At 65.3% G+C, this 20,541-nt stretch carries 13 protein-coding genes; 7 read left to right on the top strand and 6 right to left on the bottom strand.

Features of this window, described 5'->3' with window-relative positions:
• Positions 1-45: 45 nt before the first annotated feature.
• The 7 genes from B9Y86_RS12275 to B9Y86_RS12245 are packed head-to-tail and all read left to right on the top strand — an operon-like array spanning position 46 to position 13,109.
• The gene (locus B9Y86_RS12275; RefSeq protein ID WP_085486454.1) at positions 46-3,105 is read left to right on the top strand and encodes an FtsX-like permease family protein; all 3,060 of its coding nucleotides are present in this window, start codon (positions 46-48) and stop codon (positions 3,103-3,105) included.
• Positions 3,102-5,780 (top strand): FtsX-like permease family protein, encoded by a 2,679-nt coding sequence (locus B9Y86_RS12270; protein ID WP_085486452.1) that lies wholly within the window; start codon positions 3,102-3,104, stop codon positions 5,778-5,780. Before B9Y86_RS12275 ends, B9Y86_RS12270 begins: the two co-directional genes overlap by 4 nt.
• Complete coding sequence (locus B9Y86_RS12265) at positions 5,777-6,676, top strand: ABC transporter ATP-binding protein (protein WP_085486450.1); 900 nt, start codon at positions 5,777-5,779, stop codon at positions 6,674-6,676. The genes B9Y86_RS12270 and B9Y86_RS12265 overlap by 4 nt, the downstream gene beginning before the upstream one ends.
• Entirely contained in the window at positions 6,673-7,392 is a 720-nt protein-coding gene (locus B9Y86_RS12260; RefSeq protein WP_139824882.1) for an ABC transporter ATP-binding protein, read from the top strand. The genes B9Y86_RS12265 and B9Y86_RS12260 overlap by 4 nt, the downstream gene beginning before the upstream one ends.
• Before the next feature lie 12 nt (positions 7,393-7,404).
• On the top strand, positions 7,405-11,229 hold the full coding sequence (hrpA, locus tag B9Y86_RS12255; RefSeq protein ID WP_085486448.1) for an ATP-dependent RNA helicase HrpA: 3,825 nt from the start codon (positions 7,405-7,407) through the stop codon (positions 11,227-11,229).
• A 12-nt stretch (positions 11,230-11,241) separates the two neighbouring features.
• On the top strand, positions 11,242-12,453 hold the full coding sequence (locus B9Y86_RS12250) for an MFS transporter (protein WP_085486446.1): 1,212 nt from the start codon (positions 11,242-11,244) through the stop codon (positions 12,451-12,453).
• A 2-nt stretch (positions 12,454-12,455) separates the two neighbouring features.
• On the top strand, positions 12,456-13,109 hold the full coding sequence (locus tag B9Y86_RS12245; protein WP_217809204.1) for a pyridoxine/pyridoxamine 5'-phosphate oxidase: 654 nt from the start codon (positions 12,456-12,458) through the stop codon (positions 13,107-13,109).
• Positions 13,110-13,118: 9 nt separating this feature from the next.
• Here the strand turns inward: B9Y86_RS12245 and B9Y86_RS12240 are convergent, their stop codons facing one another.
• Genes B9Y86_RS12240 through B9Y86_RS12215 form a run of 6 tightly spaced genes read right to left on the bottom strand, consistent with a single transcriptional unit; the run spans position 13,119 to position 20,423 of the window.
• A complete protein-coding gene (locus B9Y86_RS12240; RefSeq protein ID WP_085486444.1) occupies positions 13,119-14,291 on the bottom strand; it encodes a glycoside hydrolase family 1 protein in 1,173 nt (390 codons plus the stop codon).
• The gene (locus tag B9Y86_RS12235; RefSeq protein WP_176223350.1) at positions 14,291-15,142 is read right to left on the bottom strand and encodes an alpha/beta fold hydrolase; all 852 of its coding nucleotides are present in this window, start codon (positions 15,140-15,142) and stop codon (positions 14,291-14,293) included. The genes B9Y86_RS12240 and B9Y86_RS12235 overlap by 1 nt, the downstream gene beginning before the upstream one ends.
• A complete protein-coding gene (locus B9Y86_RS12230; RefSeq protein WP_085486439.1) occupies positions 15,139-16,785 on the bottom strand; it encodes an ABC transporter ATP-binding protein in 1,647 nt (548 codons plus the stop codon). The genes B9Y86_RS12235 and B9Y86_RS12230 overlap by 4 nt, the downstream gene beginning before the upstream one ends.
• Positions 16,782-17,720 (bottom strand): ABC transporter permease, encoded by a 939-nt coding sequence (locus B9Y86_RS12225; RefSeq protein ID WP_085486437.1) that lies wholly within the window; start codon positions 17,718-17,720, stop codon positions 16,782-16,784. The genes B9Y86_RS12230 and B9Y86_RS12225 overlap by 4 nt, the downstream gene beginning before the upstream one ends.
• Positions 17,717-18,778 carry an ABC transporter permease gene (locus B9Y86_RS12220; RefSeq protein WP_085486435.1) on the bottom strand — a complete coding sequence of 354 codons (1,062 nt, stop codon included), beginning with the start codon at positions 18,776-18,778 and terminating at the stop codon, positions 17,717-17,719. The genes B9Y86_RS12225 and B9Y86_RS12220 overlap by 4 nt, the downstream gene beginning before the upstream one ends.
• Positions 18,771-20,423, bottom strand: coding sequence for an ABC transporter substrate-binding protein (locus B9Y86_RS12215; RefSeq protein WP_085486433.1), 1,653 nt, complete (start codon positions 20,421-20,423; stop codon positions 18,771-18,773). The genes B9Y86_RS12220 and B9Y86_RS12215 overlap by 8 nt, the downstream gene beginning before the upstream one ends.
• Positions 20,424-20,541 lie beyond the last annotated feature (118 nt).

Below are 20,541 nucleotides of genomic sequence, written 5' to 3'. Positions count from 1 at the left end.
GCTCCTGTAACGAGGCGGGCGCAACACAGTTGGAGTTGTTGGTCGGTGTCGAGACTTCGTGAGAGCGCTCTCGCACTGGTGTCCATCGCCATCGTGGCAGCCGTCGTCTGCGCGTTTTCCGTGGCCACATCCGCATTTATCGATCAACAGGCCACAGCCGGACTTCGAGCCGAGCTCTCCGCTCAGTCCGGTGAGGATCTCGCGCTTCGGGCCTCTCTCGACATCGTCGAGAACGCCGAGGAACAGGATGCGGAAGTCAGGCGGGCGATCGCAAAGACGTTCGGCGCCGTCGAGGTGACGTTCGACACCACGCGCACGCTGGAGGCCGGCGCCATTTTCTCGACAGGAGACCGGTCTGGTCCGGCTGAGGCCCTTACCGTTCCTGACCTCGACTCACGCGCCGTCTTCGATACCGGAACGGTGCCCTCTGGTGCCGACCAGGTTGCAGTGCAGGCGGATGCCGCAGCCGACCTAGGCCTAGGGGTCGGCGACGAGGTCTCTCTCAATCAGGTCGTTTTCACGGTCTCTGGCATGTGGCGCCCGACAGACCCCCTCGACCCTCGCTGGTACGGCGATGAAGCCGTCGAAACGGGCGGATCAGATCGCTTGGGTCCGTTCGTCATCACCGAGAGTGCATGGTCTCAGCTCGATTTTCAGCCAAAAGCAGTGTGGACGGTGGTCCCCACATCGATCGACGACTTCACCTCGAGTAACGGCAGTTCCGTGAGCGCGGCGTGGGCCACGGTGTCACGAGCCTGGCGCGGTGAGGTTTCCGGTTTCGATTCGCTGCAGGTTCAGAGTCAGCTAGCGCGCACCCTCGATGACTTTGATCGACGAGTCGAGGGGTTACGCGCCATAGAGCCCGTCGCCGCGGTGCTGATTGCAGGCAGCGCTCTGGTGGCGCTCTGGCAACTCGTGCAGCTCCTGGTCGCCACCCGCGAGCGGGAGACGCTCGTGTTCTGGGCCCGCGGTCGATCCACAGCTACGATCGCCTCGCGAGTGGCGTGTGAGGTTGCCGGCACCGCAGTGCTCGGCGCCGTGATCGGGGTTTTTATTGTCGTCATCGGACTCTCCGTAGCGACTGTCGCGGGTCAACACGTCGTTGTTCGCCCCAGCGCCTTCGCTGCTCCGGCAATCGTGGTGATCGGCGCGATCGTGATCGCCGCGGTGTCCTCCTACCGGTCGACCACCAGCATCACACAGTCGACGCAGGGGGGCCGCGGCGATAGTCGAGCCCGCCGCGTCGCAGTACCCGGCGTGGTCCTTCTCGTCGCCATCGCGGCAGGGCTGTCGGTCTGGCAACTACGGCGATACGGATCCCCTCTCACGCCCAACGCGGACGGGTCATCGAGCATCGATCCCATCGTGGTCGTCGCCCCGGCCGCCGCTCTCATCGCAGTCGTGCTCGCGGCGCTCGCCGCTTTTCCCGCCATAGTCAGGCTGTTCTCCAGGCGCATCCGCGATGTCGGAGTGGGCACCCATCTAGCCGCACGCACGCTCGCTCGCCAGACAGCGCGCGTGGCGGCTCCTCTCGTCATCGTCGCTCTGGCAGCGGGCTCCGGCACGGTGGCAGCCACCTTCTCGGCGACGTGGGCGAATCTCTACGCCCAGAATGCGGCGCTTCATGTGGGCGCAGACGTGCGCATCTCGTCGCCGCTGGCTCCTCTGTCAGCAGAGCAACGCGACGCTGTCGCCACGACGAAGGACATCGTCGACGTTGTTCCAATCGACGTGCAGACCCTGTCGCTCGGCACTGTGACGGGATCAGTGGTTGCTGCGACCCCTGACGCGCTGCGACAGGTCGCAAACGAGGCGGGCGGAAGCTTCTCCCCAAGCGACGCGGCAGACGACATCCAGATGGATGACCCTGGCCCCATCATTCCTGAAGGAGCGGCTGCCCTGTCCCTTCGCGTCGAGGCGCTCGGATTCGACGAACCACCAGCCTTGAGCGCCTGGATCGCGGATCGGTTCGGCAGTGTACGCACGGTGGCGTTCGCTAGCCCGACAGTCGAGGCAGACGGCGTTCTGGCATACACCGTAGCCCTCGTCGACCGAGAACACACTGCACCGGGGTCGCTCGTCTCGATCGATATCTCGTTCGCAGATCAATCGTTCGATGCGACTCGGCCGAGTTTTCGGCTCGTGAGTCTCGACGCTCAGGTCGGAGGCACTGCCGAGACGGTAGCACTCGGCCAGTTCTGGAGCCTCGACACCCTGAGCGAGTTCGGTCTGCCCCCGGAGAGCAACGTAAGCGGCGATGGTTTTGTGCTGGATGCCGGACTTCCGTTCCTGCGGATGACATCGGCCAGCGACGGCTCAGCCAGCGACTACCTGCGACCGAGGGTTGTGGTTTCCGCGCCGCTCGCACACGCACTCGACCTACGGATCGGAGATCTCATCGCGCTCAGCCTGCGCGACGTCGTCGGCAATGCCAACGCCGTGGTCACGGCGATCGTGCCGGCGGTTCCTGGCGCCGACAGCGACATGGCATTGCTGATGGATCTCTCCGCGATCAACCATTTCCACCAACGAACGAGCAGCGTTGCTGCTGAATCCACCGATCTGTGGATCACGACCGCCGAGCAGCAGCAGGTACGCGAGTCTGTGCGCGGAGTTGTGCCCGCAAACGCTCAGGTCGACCTGCGCGACAATCCCGAGGCCCGCAAGGTCTTGGGCGCGGCATCGATCGCCTTGTGGGGAGCCGCAGCGACCTGCCTGCTGTTCGCGTTCATCGCTGTGGGTTCTGCGTCGAGTTCGCGAATTCGATGGGGCCGCAGCGATATCGCAGCGCTTCGAGCGCTGGGAATGCGGCCCGCAGAACAGTCGGCAGTCGTTGTGCGAGAGATGCTGTTCGTGCTCGTGCTGGCGCTTCTCGCCGGTGCTGCCGCCGGAGCGCTCGTGGGCGTGCTGACGGTGCCGCAACTCGCTCGCGCCGCTGTAGATCGTGGGTATCTCTCGTCCGCAGCATCTCTCGCAGTGGACTGGCCAGGGCTCAGTCTGCTGCTGGGTGCGCTCATCGTGGGAACCGCAGCTATCCTCATCGATCTGAGCAGACGGGTCCGAGCCCTCGCCTCGCGGCTTCTGCCAGGTGAGGGGCACGAGTGAACGACATCACTTCTCCCGTGCGCCTCGTCTTCGACCACCTGCGAGCGGGGTTTCGGGCATCCCTTCTCGTGGCCGTTCTTGTCACGGCGACGGTTTTCGTCGCTGCCATCGTGCCGCGAGCTTTTGCCGCGGTCGCCACCGCCGAGCTGAGCTTCGAGCTCGGCACGGAAAGCCCTCCTCGTCTGGATCTGAGCGGGGAAGGACGCATCGGCTTGCCCGCCTCGGGGACGGGGTCGACGGCCCAGAGCATGCTCGGCGGCACCGACAGCGCAATCGAGAAGGTGCCGTCGACGCTCCCCCACCCGCTCGCCGACGGAGCCGGTGCTGCTGTCTGGCTTGCCAAGAGTTCGACGGGGCAGAGCTCGAGCAAAGCCGACAAGAGCGTGGATCTCTCGCTACGGCTCGCCATAGACCTGGCATTCAACGAGCGACTGCATTACGTCTCGGGCGAAGCGCCCCGGCCCTGGACACTCGAAGACGGTACTCCCGCAGTCGAGAATCCCATCGAGATAGCCATCTCGCAGAAGTCCGCGACAGAGATGAAGCTCGCTGTCGGCGAGGTCGTGCCGTATTCATCTGCGGCCCTGAGAATCGCGGGAATCTACGAACCCGATGATCCCGAGAATGCTTATTGGGATCACGCTTACGACCTCGAACACCCATTGATCATCCGTGAGACCGGCCGGGCACCGATAATCCAGGCGACCGTGTACGTCGCGCCCGACTCGATCGCGTCGCTGCGCGAACCGTTCGCAGCAGGTGTTCTTGTCGCCTGGATCACGGTCGACCCGAGCGCGTATTCCTTCGCGGATCGGGAACTGCTGGCAACGCAGATTCGCAAGGTGACCGCGACGCCGGTGCCTCTCCCCGAGTTCGGCGCCCTCACTCTCAAGACCTCGTTCACCGACGTGATCAAGAGCACGGAGGTGAAGGTGTCAGCCGCGGTTGCGCTAGTCGCGCTATCGCTATCCGGTCTTCTCGGTGTTCTGCTGGCGACGTACGCTCTGAGCATTCAGACTCTCGTTCGCCGTCGACGCTTCTCGCTGAGTCTCGCGTCGGCGCGAGGCGCCTCGATGGGACAGCTCCGCGGCGTGATGGCCATCGAGGCGGCGGCGATCTCGATCCCCGGGTCGATCGCGGCGCTATCAGTCGCCGCGATGGTGTTACCGGAGAGAGTCGGACTCGATGGGTTGCTCGCGCCGGTGGCTCTCGCTCTCAGCCCGATCGTCCTCGCGGCGATCCTGGTCTCGCCCGGCGGCCTTCGCGACTCGCGCAACGACATCTCGGTGCGTTCGACGTCGCGCATCCGATGGGTTCTCGAGGCGGCACTCGCTGGCGCAGCAATCGTCGCGTTGGTACTTCTCCAGCGTCGCGGACTCGTGCCCTCGGGTGACGTCTTCGGCGTCGATCCGCTGCTCGCCGCGACCCCGCTGCTTCTGGCAGCGTCTATCGGTCTTCTGGGGTTGAGGGTGTTTCCCATTCCCTTGCGTGCTGTGCGTGCAGTTGTTCGCAGGCGGCCGGCGCCGGTGGCCGAGGTGGGGTCGGCGCGAGCCATCCGTGATCCCGCAATCGGTGCAATCGCGGCACTCGCGCTCATCGTCGGAGTGTCGATGGTCATGTTTTCAACGATCATGATCAGCACTGTCGACGCCAGCCAGCAGCGCGCGGCGACCGAGAGCGTCGGCGCCGACGCCCGGGTCGACGCCCACGATCTGCCCGACGCGCTGCTCGAAGACATCCGGCATCTGCCCGAGGTCGACGCTGCAGCCGCGCTGACAGTGCAGGAGAACGCGACTCTGACAGACGAAGCCGGAACCACCCGTCTTGATGTGCTGCTCGTCGACCCGACCGCGCTCGCAGCGGTGCGCGGGGACCTGCCCGAGCTCGGGTCGGCGAACCAGTCGCCGCGGCCCGTGCTGGTGTCCCAGTCGTTAGCCGACCTGCTGCAGGGCACGGAGATCCGGCTGGGCGACATCTCGATTCAGCCCACGGACGTCATCGCCGACTCCGCGATCCCCGGCATGCCTGACATCTGGCTGATCATCGATGACGACACGGCAGCCGAACTGGGCATGAGCGAGCAGGAGCCGCGCAGCGTTCTCATCAGTCTCGACGAGGACTATGGCCCTGCCGACATCGAGGCGATTCGAAGCGCTGTGCTGAAGGCGCAGCCCGAACAGTTCATCGAGTCCGCAGGCATTTACGACGTGCACTCCGAACTCCGCCAGAGAAAGGCCGCTCCCACGACCTCGGCGATAGAGGTATCTCTTGTTCTCACCGCGGGGGCTACGTTGATCTTCACCATGCTCATCATCGCCCTTGCAGCCATGGCATCGGCGGCATCCCGAAATCGAGTGGTGGCGGTAATGCGAATTGTCGGTATGACGCCGCGCCAGGTTCGGGCTCTCGTGGCCTGGGAGTTCGGGCCGGTAGCGATCTCGGCTCTTCTGGTGGGGGCGGCGCTCGGAATAGTCCTGCCCTACATCGTCACCGCGGTGCTCGATCTTCGTGGATTCTTCGGTGGCACGACGTTGCCTACTCCGGCAATCAATCCGCTCTGGATCGCTGCCGCGTTCGGTATCTACGCGGTGACGATCGTGGCAGCTGTATTTATCGCGGCAGCGATCGGAAGACGGTTCGCCCCCGCATCCACCCTCAAGATGGGAGAGTCATGACCCTTCAGATCGAATGCGCAGACCTGGTCAAGATCTTCTCGACAGACGAGGTGGAGGTACAGGCACTGCAGGGCCTGACACTCGAGGTCGACCAAGGCGAGTTGATCGCGATCGTCGGCGCCTCAGGCTCGGGCAAATCGACGCTGCTCGCCATTCTCACGGGTCTCGAGGTTCCTACGGCGGGCAGGGCGATCGTCGCCGGTCACGATCTCCTCACCATGACGTCGGCGCAGCGAACGCAGTACCGAAGACACACTGTCGGCTTCGTCTGGCAGCAGACTTCCCGCAACCTCCTGCCGTACTACACGGCGCGCCAGAACATCGCGATGCCGCTCGCCATCGCGGGAATGCCCCGCGCCCAGCGGGCGAACCGCACCGAACAGCTCGTCGAGCTGCTCGGTATGGGCGAGTTCGCGGGCCGCCGACCTGCGCAGCTCTCGGGTGGCCAACAACAGCGCGTGTCGATCGCGGTAGCGCTCGCGAACGAACCAGAGGTTCTCTTCGCCGACGAGCCGACGGGCGAACTCGACGACATCAACTCGCAACTCGTTCTCGATGCCCTGGCGGCGGTGAACCGCGAGCTGGGGGTCACCATTCTCATCGTGACCCACGACGAGGATGTGTCGGCGAAGGTGCGGAGGACCGTTCAGATCAGAGACGGACGACTCTCGACCGAAGTGCATCGCAGCACCGAGACCGACGAGTTCGGCGAACAGCAGCACCGGTCGCAGGAATTCGTCGTGCTCGACCGGGTAGGGCGCCTACAACTTCCGCAGGAGTATGTGCGCAGCCTGGGCCTCGACGGGCTCGTTCGCGTGGAACTGGCAGACGACCATGCGCAGGTGCATCCGACCGAGCGGACAGCAGCGACCGAGGCGAAGGACGACCAGAGATGAGCGACGACGTGGTGCTGCGCTCCGAGAGCCTGACTCGCACCTATGGCAGTGGTACGACCGAAGTGCGGGCCCTCGTCGACGCCACTCTCGACGTTCGCGCCGGCGAACTCGTGGTGCTGCGTGGACCGTCGGGCTCTGGTAAGACCACTCTGCTCAACCTTCTTGGAGGTCTCGATATCCCCACCTCGGGCACGGTGTGGCTGGGCGAACGGCGGGTGACCGGTGCGAGCGATCGCGATCTCGTAGACATGAGGCGACGGGAGATTGGCTACATCTTTCAGACTTTTGCGCTGCTCTCGGCACTCACCGCAGCAGAGAATGTCGAGCTGCCGATGCGACTCGTCGGGGTTGCCGCAGATGAACGCGCCGCGCGGGTCGACGAGCTGCTCTCGGTAGTGGGGCTGGGCGAGCACGCGAAGCAAAGGCCGAACGAACTCTCCGGCGGCCAGCAGCAGCGACTCGGAATTGCACGAGCCCTCGCCAACAACCCCAGGCTGATCATTGCCGATGAGCCCACCGGGCAACTCGACAGCCTCAACGCCGAGACGATGATGTCGTTGATCTCGACCCTCGTGCACGAACGCGATGTCGCCGCGATCGTGTCCACTCACGATCCGCGAATGGCGACTCACGCCGACCGCATCCTCGAGATCCATGACGGTCGCCTCAGCGCGCGACGCGGACGCCACGCGGGAGCTCTGCGCGAAGGAATCTAGAATGGAATGCCCATGGATCCCCTCCTGAACATCATCTTTCCGCCTGAACTCCCCGTCAGCCAGCGTCGCGACGACATCGCGCGCGCGATCGCAGAGAACCAGGTGGTCATCGTCGCAGGCGCGACGGGCTCAGGAAAGACCACGCAGCTTCCGAAGATCTGTCTCGAACTCGGCCGCGAGTCGATCGGTCACACGCAGCCCCGACGCCTCGCAGCGCGCACCATCGCCGAGCGCATCGCCGAAGAACTCGGCCAGGAGGTCGGCGGCCTCGTGGGCTACCAGGTGCGCTTCACCGACCGGGCGTCGAAAGACACCCGCATCAAGCTGATGACCGACGGAATCCTGCTCAACGAGATGCATCACGACCGCATGCTCTCGAAGTACGACACGATCATCATCGACGAGGCTCACGAACGCAGCCTCAACATCGACTTCCTCCTGGGCTACCTCAAGCAGTTGCTGCCGAAGAGGCCCGACCTCAAGCTGATCATCACCTCTGCCACCATCGACCCGCAGAGTTTCTCTCGCCACTTCGACGACGCACCGATCGTCGAGGTCTCCGGGCGAACGTTCCCGGTCGAGATCCGTTATCGGCCGCTCGTCGCCGAAGACGGCGCCGATGAGCGCGACGACGACGAGGATTCCCCGTCGACAGGCTCAGGGAACGCGACACCCGACCGCGACGTCTTCGAGGCCATCGGCGAGGCGGTCGACGAGCTGGGTCGCGAGAGCGACGGCGACATCCTGGTCTTTCTCTCGGGCGAGAACGAGATCCGCGACGCGGAGGAGTCGCTCAAGGGAAAGTTCGCCAATCGCAGTTCGGCGGGCGGAGTCACGGAGATCCTGCCCCTCTACGGACGACTGTCCAGCGCCGACCAGCACCGGGTTTTCCAGCGCAGCAGCACGCCCGGTGTGCGCCGACGCATCGTGCTGGCGACCAACGTGGCAGAGACCAGCCTCACCGTTCCCGGCATCAAGTACGTGATCGACGCGGGCACCGCGCGCATCAGCCGCTACAGCGTGCGCTCCAAGGTGCAGCGCCTGCCGATCGAGGCGATCTCGCAGGCCTCGGCCAACCAGCGTTCGGGCCGTTCGGGCCGAACCAGCGATGGAATCGCCATCCGGTTGTATTCGCAACAAGACTTCGAGAAACGCCCCGAGTTCACCGAACCCGAGATTCTGCGCACGAACCTGGCCGCGGTCATCCTGCAGATGATCTCGTTGGGCCTCGGCGACATCGCCTCGTTCCCCTTCCTGCAGCCGCCGGAGTCGCGCGGCATCAAAGACGGCCTCGACCTGCTGACCGAGCTGGGCGCGCTGCGCACGGCGCCAGACACAGACAAAAAGGCGCCGGATGCCCAACCGCGGCTCACGAGGATCGGTCGCGACCTCGCGCGGCTGCCCATCGAGCCGCGCTTCGCCCGCATGGTGATCGAGTCGAAAGAGACGGGCACGAGCCGCGAGGTGATGCTCATCGTCGCAGGGCTCACCATTCAAGACCCCCGCGAGCGCCCTCTCGAGAAGCGCCAGAGGGCCGACGAACTGCACGGCCGCTTCACCGACCCCACGAGCGACTTCCTCACGCTCCTCAACCTCTACAACTACCTCGAAGAGAAGCAGTCGGAGCTATCGTCGAGCGCGTTCCGCCGCATGTGCAAGAACGAGTTCCTCAACTACCTGCGCATCCGCGAGTGGCAGGACGTGTATCGCCAGCTGAAGCAGCTGTCGAGACCGCTCGGTCTCACGATCGGCGAGCCCGCGGTGAATCCAGACGGCATCCACCGCTCGATCCTGTCAGGACTTCTGTCGCACATCGGCCTGAAGGACGCGGTCAAGAAGGACTATGTGGGTGCACGCCAGACCCGCTTCAGCATCTTCCCCGGTTCAGTGTTGGGCAAGAAGCAGCCCGCCGCGGTCATGAGCGCAGAGCTCGTCGAGACCAGCCGCCTGTTCGCTCGCATGAACGCGGCGATCGACCCGTCGTGGGCCGAGAAACTGTCAGGCGATCTGGTCAAACGCAGCTACTCCGAGCCCCGCTGGGAGAAGAAACAGGGCTCCGTCGTCGCCTACGAGCGGGTGACGCTATTCGGCGTTCCGATCGTCGAGAAGCGGCGCATCCAGTTCTCGAGAGTCGACCCGTCGTACGCGCGCGAGCTGTTCATCCGCCACGCGCTCGTCGAGGGCGACTGGGAATCGCAGCAGGCGTTCGACCGGGCCAACCGCGCCTTCCGCAAAGAGCTCGAGCAGATCGAGGAGCGCAGCCGCCGCCGCGACCTGTTGACCGACGACGAGGCGGTCTTCGACTTCTACAACGAACGCATCCCCCGCGACGTGTTCTCGCAGCGCACCTTCGAGGGCTGGTGGAAGACGGCGAAGCACGACACCCCCGACCTTCTCACCATGACCATCGACGCCCTGGTGCCCGAGGGCGCCCCGGAGATCGATGAGAACGAATACCCGACGACCTGGCAGCAGGAGGATCAGCGCCTGGGCCTGAGCTATCGCTTCGAACCGGGCACTGAAGACGACGGCGTCACGGCGACTGTGCCCCTCGCGCTGTTGCCGAGGCTGAAGCCCGAATCCTTCGAGTACCAGGTGCCGGGGCTGCGCGTCGAACTCGTGACGGCGCTCATCAAGTCGCTGCCCAAGAACATCCGCCGCAACTTCGTGCCCTCCACCGACTGGGCGGTACGCCTGGTCGCCGAGACGCCCGAGCAGGGTGGGGACGAGGGCTACCTGACCGCCCTGGCAACGACGATGTCACGTCTCGCGCACGTCTCGGTCAGCGCATCCGACTTCGAGCGCGACCGTCTGCCGTCTCACCTCCGCATGTCGTTCAGGGTCGTCGACGAGCGGGGCAAGACGCTGTCTGTCTCGAAGGATCTGCCCGCCCTGCAGCAGAAGCACCGCGGCGCCGCACGCGAATCCGTGGCGAAGGCCACGACGCGCGTATCGAGTGATCTCGAACGCACGGGACTCACGTCGTGGAGTTTCGGCGAACTGCCCAAGCTCGTCGACACCAAGCAGCACGGAGGGGTGATCCGGGCCTACCCGGCGCTCGTCGACGAAGGCTCCTCCGTGGCGCTGAGGTTGATGACCTCGCCCGACGAGCAGGCGCTGCAGACCCCCGGCGGCATCGTGCGTCTGCTGCTCCTCGCCGTGCCGTCGCCTCTGTCGTACGTTCGTGAGCACCTCTCCCAGAACGAGAAGCTGATGCTGGCGACCAGTCCATATCAGAACGTGCAGGCGCTCTTCGACGACTGTCTGCGGGCGGTCGCGCAGCGCGTTCTGTTCGACGTGGCACCGGATGGCATGCTCTGGAACGAGGCCGGTTTCTCCACGGCCCGAGACCGCCTCTCGGCGACGGTCATGGACGAGCTCTACGCGACCGTCGGAGTCGTCACCACGATCCTCTCGGCCGCGCGTGATGCGGAGAAGGCGCTGAAGGGTGTCACCAGCATGGCGCTTCTCGCGGCCCTCGGCGATGCCCGCGAACAGCTGAAGGGGCTCATCTACCCCGGATTCGTCTCTGCGACGGGTACGACGCAGCTTCGCCAGCTACCGCGCTACCTCAAAGCGCTCACGCAGAGGCTCGACAAACTCGCCGAGAATGCGGCGCGCGATCGGGCCTGGATGACCGAGGTGCAGACCGCGACGAAACGCTACACGGATGCGGGCGGCCGGATTCCCCTCGCGCCTCATTCGCCGGCGAATATCGTGCACGCGCGCTGGCTCCTCGAGGAATTCCGCGTGAGCCTGTTTGCACAATCGCTCGGAACGGCGGAGCCTGTCTCTATGCAACGTATTCAGAAGGCACTTGTACCGGCTGGACGGTAGAGTAGAGAAGTTGTGAGCAGCTACTCGAATCTCCTGAAGACCCGCGGGGTCGCGCGCATTATCGCCGCGCAACTCACCGCCCGGTTCCCCTTTGGCATGCTCTCGCTCGCCTTCCTCCTGCACATCGAACGCGTGCACGACTCCTATGGCGCGGCAGGCCTCGTTCTGGCGGCGCTCAGCATCGGCCAGGCCATCGCCGGCCCTCTCACCTCGCGCCTGATGGGCGTGTGGGGCATGCGTCAGGTCATCACGATCACGATGGTCATCTGCGCCATCGCGATCTCGGCTATCGCACTGCTGCCGCTCGAGATCCCGGCCGCCATGGGAGTCGCTCTCGTCGCCGGCCTCACGATGCCACCCATCCAGCCGGCCGTGCGCACGATCTACCCCAAGATGGTCAATTCGAAGCAGCTGACTCCGCTCTTCTCGCTCGACGCATCCGCGCAAGAGATCATCTGGGTCGTCGGCCCCGTCATCACGACCTTCGTCTCGACGCAGGTCGGCACGGTATGGGGCATCCTGCTCGCGGTCGTCTTCCTCGTCGGCGGCGGAACGTGGTTCATCGCCAGCCCGGAGCTCGGTCGGGTGCGCATCCCGCGCTCCAGGCGCAAGCTCGGCGCAGTGCTCGCCAAGCCGCCTGTGCTCCTCGCCACGATCGTCGGTTTCCTGCTTGTGGCCGCCTGTGCGGCGATCGAGGCCGGCGTCGTCGCCACCTTCGGTCATGACGGCCTCGAAGCCGGAATCGTGCTGGCGATCTTCGCCGTCGGCTCGCTCGTCGGTGGCCTGTCGCTGGGCCACGTGCCCATCGGGCCGTGGGCACTGGCGCGTCGCATGCTGATCGTCTTCGTGGGAACAGCTCTCGCCGCCGCGTCGCTGAACATCTGGTGGCTCTCGGTCACCCTGTTCGTCGCGGGAATCGGCATCGCGCCTGCCCTCGCCGTGATGTTCTCGATCGTCTCGTCGAGCGTCCGCTTCAGCGACACGGCCGAGGCCTATGGCTGGGTGGGCACCGGCCAGCTCATCGGCGCCGCCGTCGGAAGCGCGTTCGCCGGGTTCCTCATCGACAGCCAGGGCGCATCCGGCGCCTTCTACGTGGCCGCGGCACTCGGCCTCCTCGGGTTCCTCGTTCCCCTCATCGGCAAGCGCTGGCACCCCGACCTGCGGGGCAAAGACGCCAGCCCCATTCCCGACACCGAACCCATCCAGACCGTGAGCGGACTCTGATCGTGCGACCTCTGAGAGACAGCCTCCGTCCGCTCAAGAGCCTCACGGGCACTCCCCCGCTGTTCGATCCGTCGACTGCACCTGAGAACCCCCTCGAGCTCTTCGTCGAGTGGTTCACCCACGCGGTCGAGGTCGGCCAGGTCGAGCCGCATGCCATGACGCTCTCCACGGTCGACGCCGACGGCGTTCCGGATGCGCGGGTGCTGATCCTGAAAGACCTCACCGACGACGGCTGGTGGTTCGCGAGCAGCTCCGCGAGCGCGAAGGGCGTCGAGCTGACGGCTCATCCCGTGGCGGCGCTCACCTTCTACTGGCCGACGGTCGGCCGCTCCGTGCGAGTGCGCGGAACCGTCAGCCGCGGCTCAGACGAGCAGAACGCTCGTGACTTCTCTCGCAGGGGCATCGGCGCGCGCGCCGTGGCTCTCGGCAGCCCGCAGAGTCAGCCGCTCGGCAGCTACGACGAGAGCGAGGCCGCCATCGACAACGCCGCGCGCGAACTCGACGCGCATCCAGAACTCGTGTCGCCCACGTGGACCCTCTGGTGCGTGCGCCCCGAGTCGGTCGAATTCTGGCAGTCGGATGCCGAGCGCAGGCACCAGAGACTGCGTTACAGCAGTCAGGGCCAGAGCTGGTCGACGACGCTGCTCTGGCCCTGACTCACAGCCCTAGAGCCCGTTTGCCTTGGCGACCTCGCCGTACCAGCTCGCGCTGGGCTTGGGGGTGCGCTCGAAGGTCTGCTTGTCCCAGCCGATGAGCCCGAAGGTGGGTGCGAAGCCCGAGGCCCACTCGTAGTTGTCGAGCGCCGACCAGTGCTGATATCCCAGCAGGGTGATGCCGTCTTCGATGCACGCGTGCAGGCCCTCGAGGGCACCGCGGGTGTAGTCGATGCGGCGGCTGTCGTCTTGAGTCGCGATGCCGTTCTCGGTGACCATGACCGGCGTGTGATCGCTCAGCTCCCACGCGGCACGAACGCCGATTCCGGCGGCTGGTGGAAAGTACTCCCACTGAGTGAGCGTCTTCTCGACATCGGCGGCGGGCGGGCGGATGCCCTCCGGTCCGACGATGTTGCGGGTGTAGGCCTGCACGCCGATGAAGTCGTCGCCGGCAGCATTCTCGAGGTACCAGTCCTCGGCCGGGTAGGCGATCTCGCGCTTCTTCTCCTCTGAGCCAGGCTCATCGGCAGCCTCGAAGGCCTGAGTCGCGATGGTCCAGCCCGTCTTGAGTCCGGAGACCTGCGACAGCACCTCTCGCGAGCGCCGGTGAGACTCGAGCAGCGCGTCGGCCACGCCGAGGTCGGGCTTCGGAAGACCGTAGGCCACGAGGTTCGACGCGTCTTCTCCCCCGGCCAGCATCGCGGCGATGTTCGGCTCGTTGATGGTGCACACGTAGTTCACGCCCTCGGCCACGACGGGCAGGGCGAGTTCGGTGTAGCGGGCGAACAGATCGGCCGCGTCGGACGCACGCCAGAATCCGTCGTTCTCGAACCATCGGGGAACGGTGAAGTGCATCAGCGTCACGATGGGCTCGATTCCGAACTCGTGGCAGGTGTCGACCATGCGTCGGTAGTGATCGACGGATGCGCGCGAGTAGAGCCCGCGCTCGGGCTCGATGCGCGACCACTCGATGCTGAATCGGTAGGAGTTCAGCCCGAGATCTGCGAGCAGACGGATGTCCTCACGGTAGCGGTGGTAGCTGTCCGCCGCGTCTCCGGAGGGCTCCACGATCGTGGTGCCCGGCTCGTTCTCGTGAACCCACCAGTTGCTGTTGACGTTGTTTCCCTCGATCTGGTGGGCGGCGGTGGCCGCACCCCACAGAAAGCCGTCGGGGAAGGTGAGCATCAGGATTCTCCTTTGTCGTTGGTGCTGGGGTCTTGAGCGCCCGGTCGCTGCGACCAGAAGCCGTCGAGCAGCTCGGTCGTGTATTCCGGGTTGTCGATGTTCGGCAGGTGCCCGGCATTCGGGATGATCTCGTAGCGCGCGCCGACCCGGCGAGCCATGGCGAGTTGGGATGCGATGGGCCAGGCATCATCGGAATCGCCGTGCGCCACGAGCACCGGCAGACCGGTGTGGCGGAGGGCGTCGCTCGAATCGGGGGTATCGCGCAGGATCGCCGCCATGGCGAGAAAGTTGTCGTCGCTGGAGGCCGCCGCACGATCGCGCACGAAGACCTCGTCTTCGTTTCTCGCACCGAGTGGGTTGTTGTGCTCCCACCATGCGAGCGTGCCGTGTCGGGCCACGAACGCCGCATCATCGCGATGGTGCTCCGTTCCCTGGCCGCCCGGACCCGAGCAGAGCATGGTCAGGTCGGCGAAGACCGACGGGCGCAGGATGGCTGCCGCCCGGGCGACGAGGCCACCGAGACTGTGGCCCACCAGATGAACGGGTCGGCCTCGTCCGATGCTCTCCGCGACGGCGACCGCGTCGGCCGCAAGCTTGTCGAGCGAGTACTCGTCGACGCCGTGCGGCGCGATCGAGTCGGCCTGGCCTCGCTGGCTGTAAGAGTAGGGATCCCAGCCTCGACGCGCTGCGAGATCCACCAGAAAGCGGTGATCCTCCTTCGAGCCGGTGAACCCGGGAACGAAGAGTACGACTCCCCGCTCAGGGCCGACGGGCGTAGCACGGAACGCGGTCAGCCCGTCGATCGAGAAGACGGTCAGTGACGCGGGCAGTGTGAGCCCGCCGAACGTCACGCGACGTCCCGTCGGCCGGGGTTCGGAATGGCGTCGAGCAGGCGGATCGTGTATTCGTCGCTCGGGTTGCGCAGCACCTCGGCGGTGTTGCCACGTTCAACCACTCGGCCGCCGTTCAACACCATGATGTTGTCGGTCACCACGCGCGCCGACAGAAGATCGTGGGTGATGTAGAGGAGCGACACGCCCCACTGCTCGCGCAGGTCTTCGAGCAGGGCGAGCACGCCGGCACGCAGCGACACATCGAGCATCGATACGGGCTCATCGGCGATGATCACCTGCGGGTTGCTCGCGAGGGCGCGGGCGATCACCACGCGCTGACGCTGGCCACCCGACAGCTGGTGCGGAAGCTTCGCCGCGAACTCCTCGACCGGCGACAGACCCACCGTGTCGAGCAGCTCGAGAACCCGACGCCGCGCATCCAGGCCCTTCAGCCCGGTGAAGTTCACAACAGGCCGCGTGAGCGTGTACTCGACGGTGTGCAGCGGGTTCAGTGCCGCGTACGGATCCTGGAACACCATCTGCACGTCGCGGTGCAGCTGGCGGAACTGACCTCTGCGCAGCGAGCCCACGTCGAGATCGCCGAAGCGCACGCTGCCCGCGGAGGGCTTCTCGACCGCGGTGATCAGTTTCGCCAGCGTCGACTTGCCACTTCCGGATGCGCCGACGAGCGCGAGCGACTGGCCCGGCTCGAGCGTGAACGAGACATCGTCGACCGCGGTGACCTGGGGCTCGCCCCGGCGGGGCGCGGGGTACACCTTCGAGACGTGGTCGACGACGATGGCCTTCTGGTCTTTCTGCCGGGTGCGCGACGAGACAGAAGCCACGCGTTTCTCGAAGCCCGGCAGCTCGACGACGTCGGCGCGCGGATCTGCATAGTGCGACAGCAGCATCTTCGTGTAGTCGTCGCGCGGGCTTTCGAGAATCTGCCGCGACGGAGCATCCTCGACGATCTCGCCCTCGTGCATGACGAGCACACGCTGCGCCGACTCGAGCACGATGCCCAGGTCGTGGCTGATCAGCAGCGCCGTGAAGTTCTCTTTCTTCTGCAGCTCGATGATGGTGTCCATCACGGCGTGCTGCACGAGAACGTCGAGCGCGGTCGTCGGCTCGTCGAAGACCATGAGCTTCGGTTCGAGCGACAGCGCGAGCGCGATCGACACGCGCTGGCGCATACCTCCCGAGAGCTCGCCGGGATAACGGTCGAGAACGCTGGAGGGCAGCTCGACCTTGGCGACGAGCTCCTCGGCGCGAGAGTTCCAGTCCGCGCGGTCGATATGACCGTGGGCGCGGAAGATGTCGACGAAGTGATTACGGATGCTGCGCACGGGGTTCAGCGCATTCATGCCCGACTGCAGCACCATGGCGATGCCACCGTGCCGCTGCTCACGCAGATCGGCGCTCGAGAGGCTCGCGATGTCGACCCCGTCGAGCAGGATGCTGCCGCCCACGACGTGGGCCGGCGGCTTCGACAGTCCCGTGACGGCGAAACCCAGGGTGGACTTTCCGGAGCCCGATTCGCCGACGAGTCCGACGAACTCGCCATGCTGGAGGGTGAACGATACGTGGTTTACAGCGTGAGTGCTGCCGGCGCCCTCTCCATAGTCGACCGAGAGGTCTGTGATCTCGAGCAGGGCGGTCATCGCTTGCTTCCTTCCCGGAGGCGCGGATTGGAGATTCCGTCGACGCCGAAGTTGATGAGGGTGAGGCTCGTGGCGAGCAGGGCGATGCAGAGACCGGGCGCGAAGAGCAGCGCCCACTGGCCTGTGAGCAGGGCGTTGGAGTTCTGCGCCCAGAAGAGCATCGTTCCCCAGCTGACAACCGTGGTGTCTCCGAGGCCGAGATACTCGAGTCCGGCTTCCGCCAGAATCGCGGCGGTGGCGGCTCCGAAGAAGTTGCCGACGATGAGCGAGGTCATGTTCGGCAGGATCTCGCGGAACACGATGCGGAACGGACGTTCGCCGCTGAAGACCGCGGCGGTGACGAAGTCACGAGAACGCAGCGACTGCGTCTGGCTGCGCAATACCCTCGCGCCCCACGCCCATCCGGTGATCACGACGACCACGATGATCATGCCGATTCCGCCACCTGAGAGGTACGCGGCGATCACGATCATCAACGGAAGACCCGGAATCACGAGGAACAGGTTGACGATGAAGTTGATGACATCGGCGCCGAAGCCCCGCACGTACCCCCAACTGAGCCCCACGAGAACCGCGATCACGGTCGAGAGCAGGCCGGCGACGAGTCCGACGAAGATACTGATCTGCGCGCCCCAGATGAGCTGAGACAGAACGTCCTCGCCGGCGGCCGTCGTGCCGAGCCAGTGCGCGGCCGAGGCATCAGCGGAGCGGTCGAAGCCGTTCTGCCTGGCGCCGTAGGGGGCGAGCAACGGCGCGAAGACCGCGATCAGAATCATCAGTCCGAGGATGATGATGCCGATGCGGGCCTTGCCGTTCGACCACACGGTGGATGCGACGCGCAGCACGACCTTGAGCGGGCTCGGGGCAGGTGCGATGGATGCTTCCTCGATGGCGCGCACAGCGCGGGTCGAGGGGGGAATGCTCTGAGTGCTCATCGGCGGGTCCTCGGGTCAAGCACGCCGTACAAGATGTCGACGAGGAAGTTGGCGATGAGCACGCTCACGGTGATCATCAGGAACAGGGCCTGCATCAGCGGGTAGTCCTGGTTGGTGACCGCGTTGAAGAGCAGGTAGCCGATGCCGGGGTATCCGAACACCCGCTCGACGAGAATCGATCCGCCGACGACTCCACCGAGCGCGAGGCCGAACGACGTGAGGTTGGGCAGGATCGCGTTGCGTGCGGCGTAGCGCAGGGCGACGGTGCGAGGCTTCAGACCGTTGGCCTCGGCGAAGGTCACGTAGTCGTCGCCGATCGTCGAGATCATCGTGTTGCGCATGCCGAGAATCCAGCTGCCCAGCGAGGTGATGAGAATCGTCAGCGCCGGAAGAGCCGCGTGATAGATCGCGTCCCCCAGGAACCCGAGCGTGAACTGCGGCGAAGCGGTCGGCCCGTACGCGCCGGAGGTGGGGAACAGTCTGCCGACGTAGCCGGCGAAGAACAGCAGCAGCAACGCGGTCCAGAAGTACGGAAACGCGCTGGCGAACGATCCGGCGAGCGTGGGCAGCGTGTCGAGCCAGGTGCCGCGCTTCCAGGCGGCGAGCACACCGAGCAGGGTGCCGAGCACGAAGGCGATGATCGTCACAACGCCGACCAACACGAGCGTGTAGGGCAGCGCGGTGCTGACCAGTTCGGACACGCTCTGCGGGTAGAACGTGTACGAGACGCCGAAGTCGAGCGTGACGACCTGATGCAGGTACGCCACATACTGCTCCAGGATGTTGCCGGTCGGCACACCCAGTTGAGCCTCGATCGCCGCCTTGGTCGCGTCGCTCACCGGCCCGTTCTGTGCGAGCTTCGCCAGGGCCGCGTCGGCCGGCGATCCGGGCATCAGCCGGGGAAGGATGAAGTTGAGCGTGATGGCCGCCCACAATGTGAGCAGCAGCAGCCCGGCCTTGCGGGCGACGTAGGCCCACGCCCTTCCCTTGCCTGAACCTGTTATTCGGGGCGCGGCAGAGATGTCTGCGCTGCCGGGCGCGATCGTGACGCTAGTCATCGTTGACCTTCTTCAGATGGGTGAGAACGAGCAGAGGGGTGGATTCGTAGGTCTTGGGCGAGGCATACGGGTCGGCCGCGCTGGGCCAGCCGGTGAACTTCGCATCGCTCATCAGGCCCCACGATCCGCCGTAGTAGAGGCTGAGGATGGGCAGATCGTTGTAGACGACGTTCTGCAGCTGATAGCCCAGCTGCTTCTGCTTCTCCGGATCTACGGCGAGCTTGTACTGGGCGAGCAGGTCGTCAGCCTCGGGGTTGCTGTAGCGCTCGAAGTTGTTCGTCGCCTCCTGGCCGACGGGCTTCAGATAGTCGCTCGAGAGCAGAGAGTTGAAATCGCGGAAGATCGAGCCGGTTCCGCCGGTTCCGCCCATGGCGAGGTCGTACTCGCCGTTGCGCAGAGCCAGCTGGTAGGCCGCGGGTTGCGGGCTCGAGACCTTCACGTCGATGCCGATGGCACCCCACTGCTTCTGCACCTCCTGCACACCCTTCAGCCAGTCGTTGTAGCCGTTCGCAGTGGTGATGGTGAAGCTGAGCTGGGTGCCCGAGGCATCGACGAGCTTGCCGCCCTGCTGGGTGTAGCCGGCCTGGGCGAAGTACTCGAGCGCCTTCTGCTGGTTCTGGGTCACGAGCCCCGAGTCGGGAATCGACGGATCGAGCAGGCTCTGCTGGTACGGGAGCAGGATGTTCGTCTGACCCGCCACATCCATATAGCCCTCGGCGGCCGAGTCGCCCACAGCCTTGCGATCGAGCGCGAGCGACAGTCCCTGCCGCACGTTCAGGTCGTTGAAGGGCGCCTTGGTCAGATTCGGGAACAGAGCGACCGTGCCTCCCGGCGGGAACCAGTAGGTGTTCTTGTTACCCGCGCCCACCCAGGCGCCGTCGACGTCGGAGATGAACGAATAGGCCCAGTCGTAGCCCTTGGTGGCCACGTCGAGCTGCGTGTTGGTGGCCGGCAGGATGATGTGCTCGGCGGCGACCTTGTCGGCCTGCCAGTAGGTGGGGTTCTTGTCGATCGTGTACTGCTGGGCGGCGAAGTTGCCCAGAGTGTAGGGTCCGGTGCCGACCGGGTCGGGGTTTCGGAACGTCGACGGGTCGGGCACGTCTTTCCAGATGTGCTCCGGCACGATGAGCGTCGTCGCGATGAGCTGCGCGGCGGGAACGTCAGGCGCCTTGAGGTGCACGGTCACCGTCGTGTCGCTCGTCTCGACCGTGTCGATGTACGTCCAGATGCCCTGCAGGTCGAAGGTCGGGTACTTCTTGAGCAGATCGAAGCTGAAGGCCACGTCTTTCGGGGTGAACGGCTTGCCGTCAGACCATTTCACACCGTCACGAATGGTGAACACCACAGTCGAGGGGTCGGGAAGTGCATAGCCCGTCGCGAGCCAGGGGTGCTCCTCACCCGTCACATTGTCGAGAACAACGAGGGGCTCGTACATGTAGAACGCGGCCGTGCGCTTGTTCGTCATGTAGGGGTTGAAGTTGCGCTCGAACAGCGGTGAGCCATTGTCGGCGGCCACGAGCATCGTGTCTTTCGGAATCGAGGGGTCGGGTGCGCTCTCGATCTGGATGCTGCAAGCCGCGAGCCCCGTGGTCAGCATGATTGCTGAGACGAGTGCGCCCAGCCGGCGCCTTGTTGGGTGCTTCATTGAAACCGCTTTTCTCAGGTCGACGATGAACTGACGTGTTTGGTCGTGACGTGCACGTTCAGCTAACTGTATGCGCTTACAGTTTGCAAATGCAAGCCCGAGAATTCACCTCCGCGTG

The sequence above is a fragment of the Agreia pratensis genome (assembly GCF_900177685.1).
Lineage (GTDB): Bacteria > Actinomycetota > Actinomycetes > Actinomycetales > Microbacteriaceae > Agreia > Agreia pratensis.
This window is presented reverse-complemented; position numbering and strand designations above follow the sequence as displayed.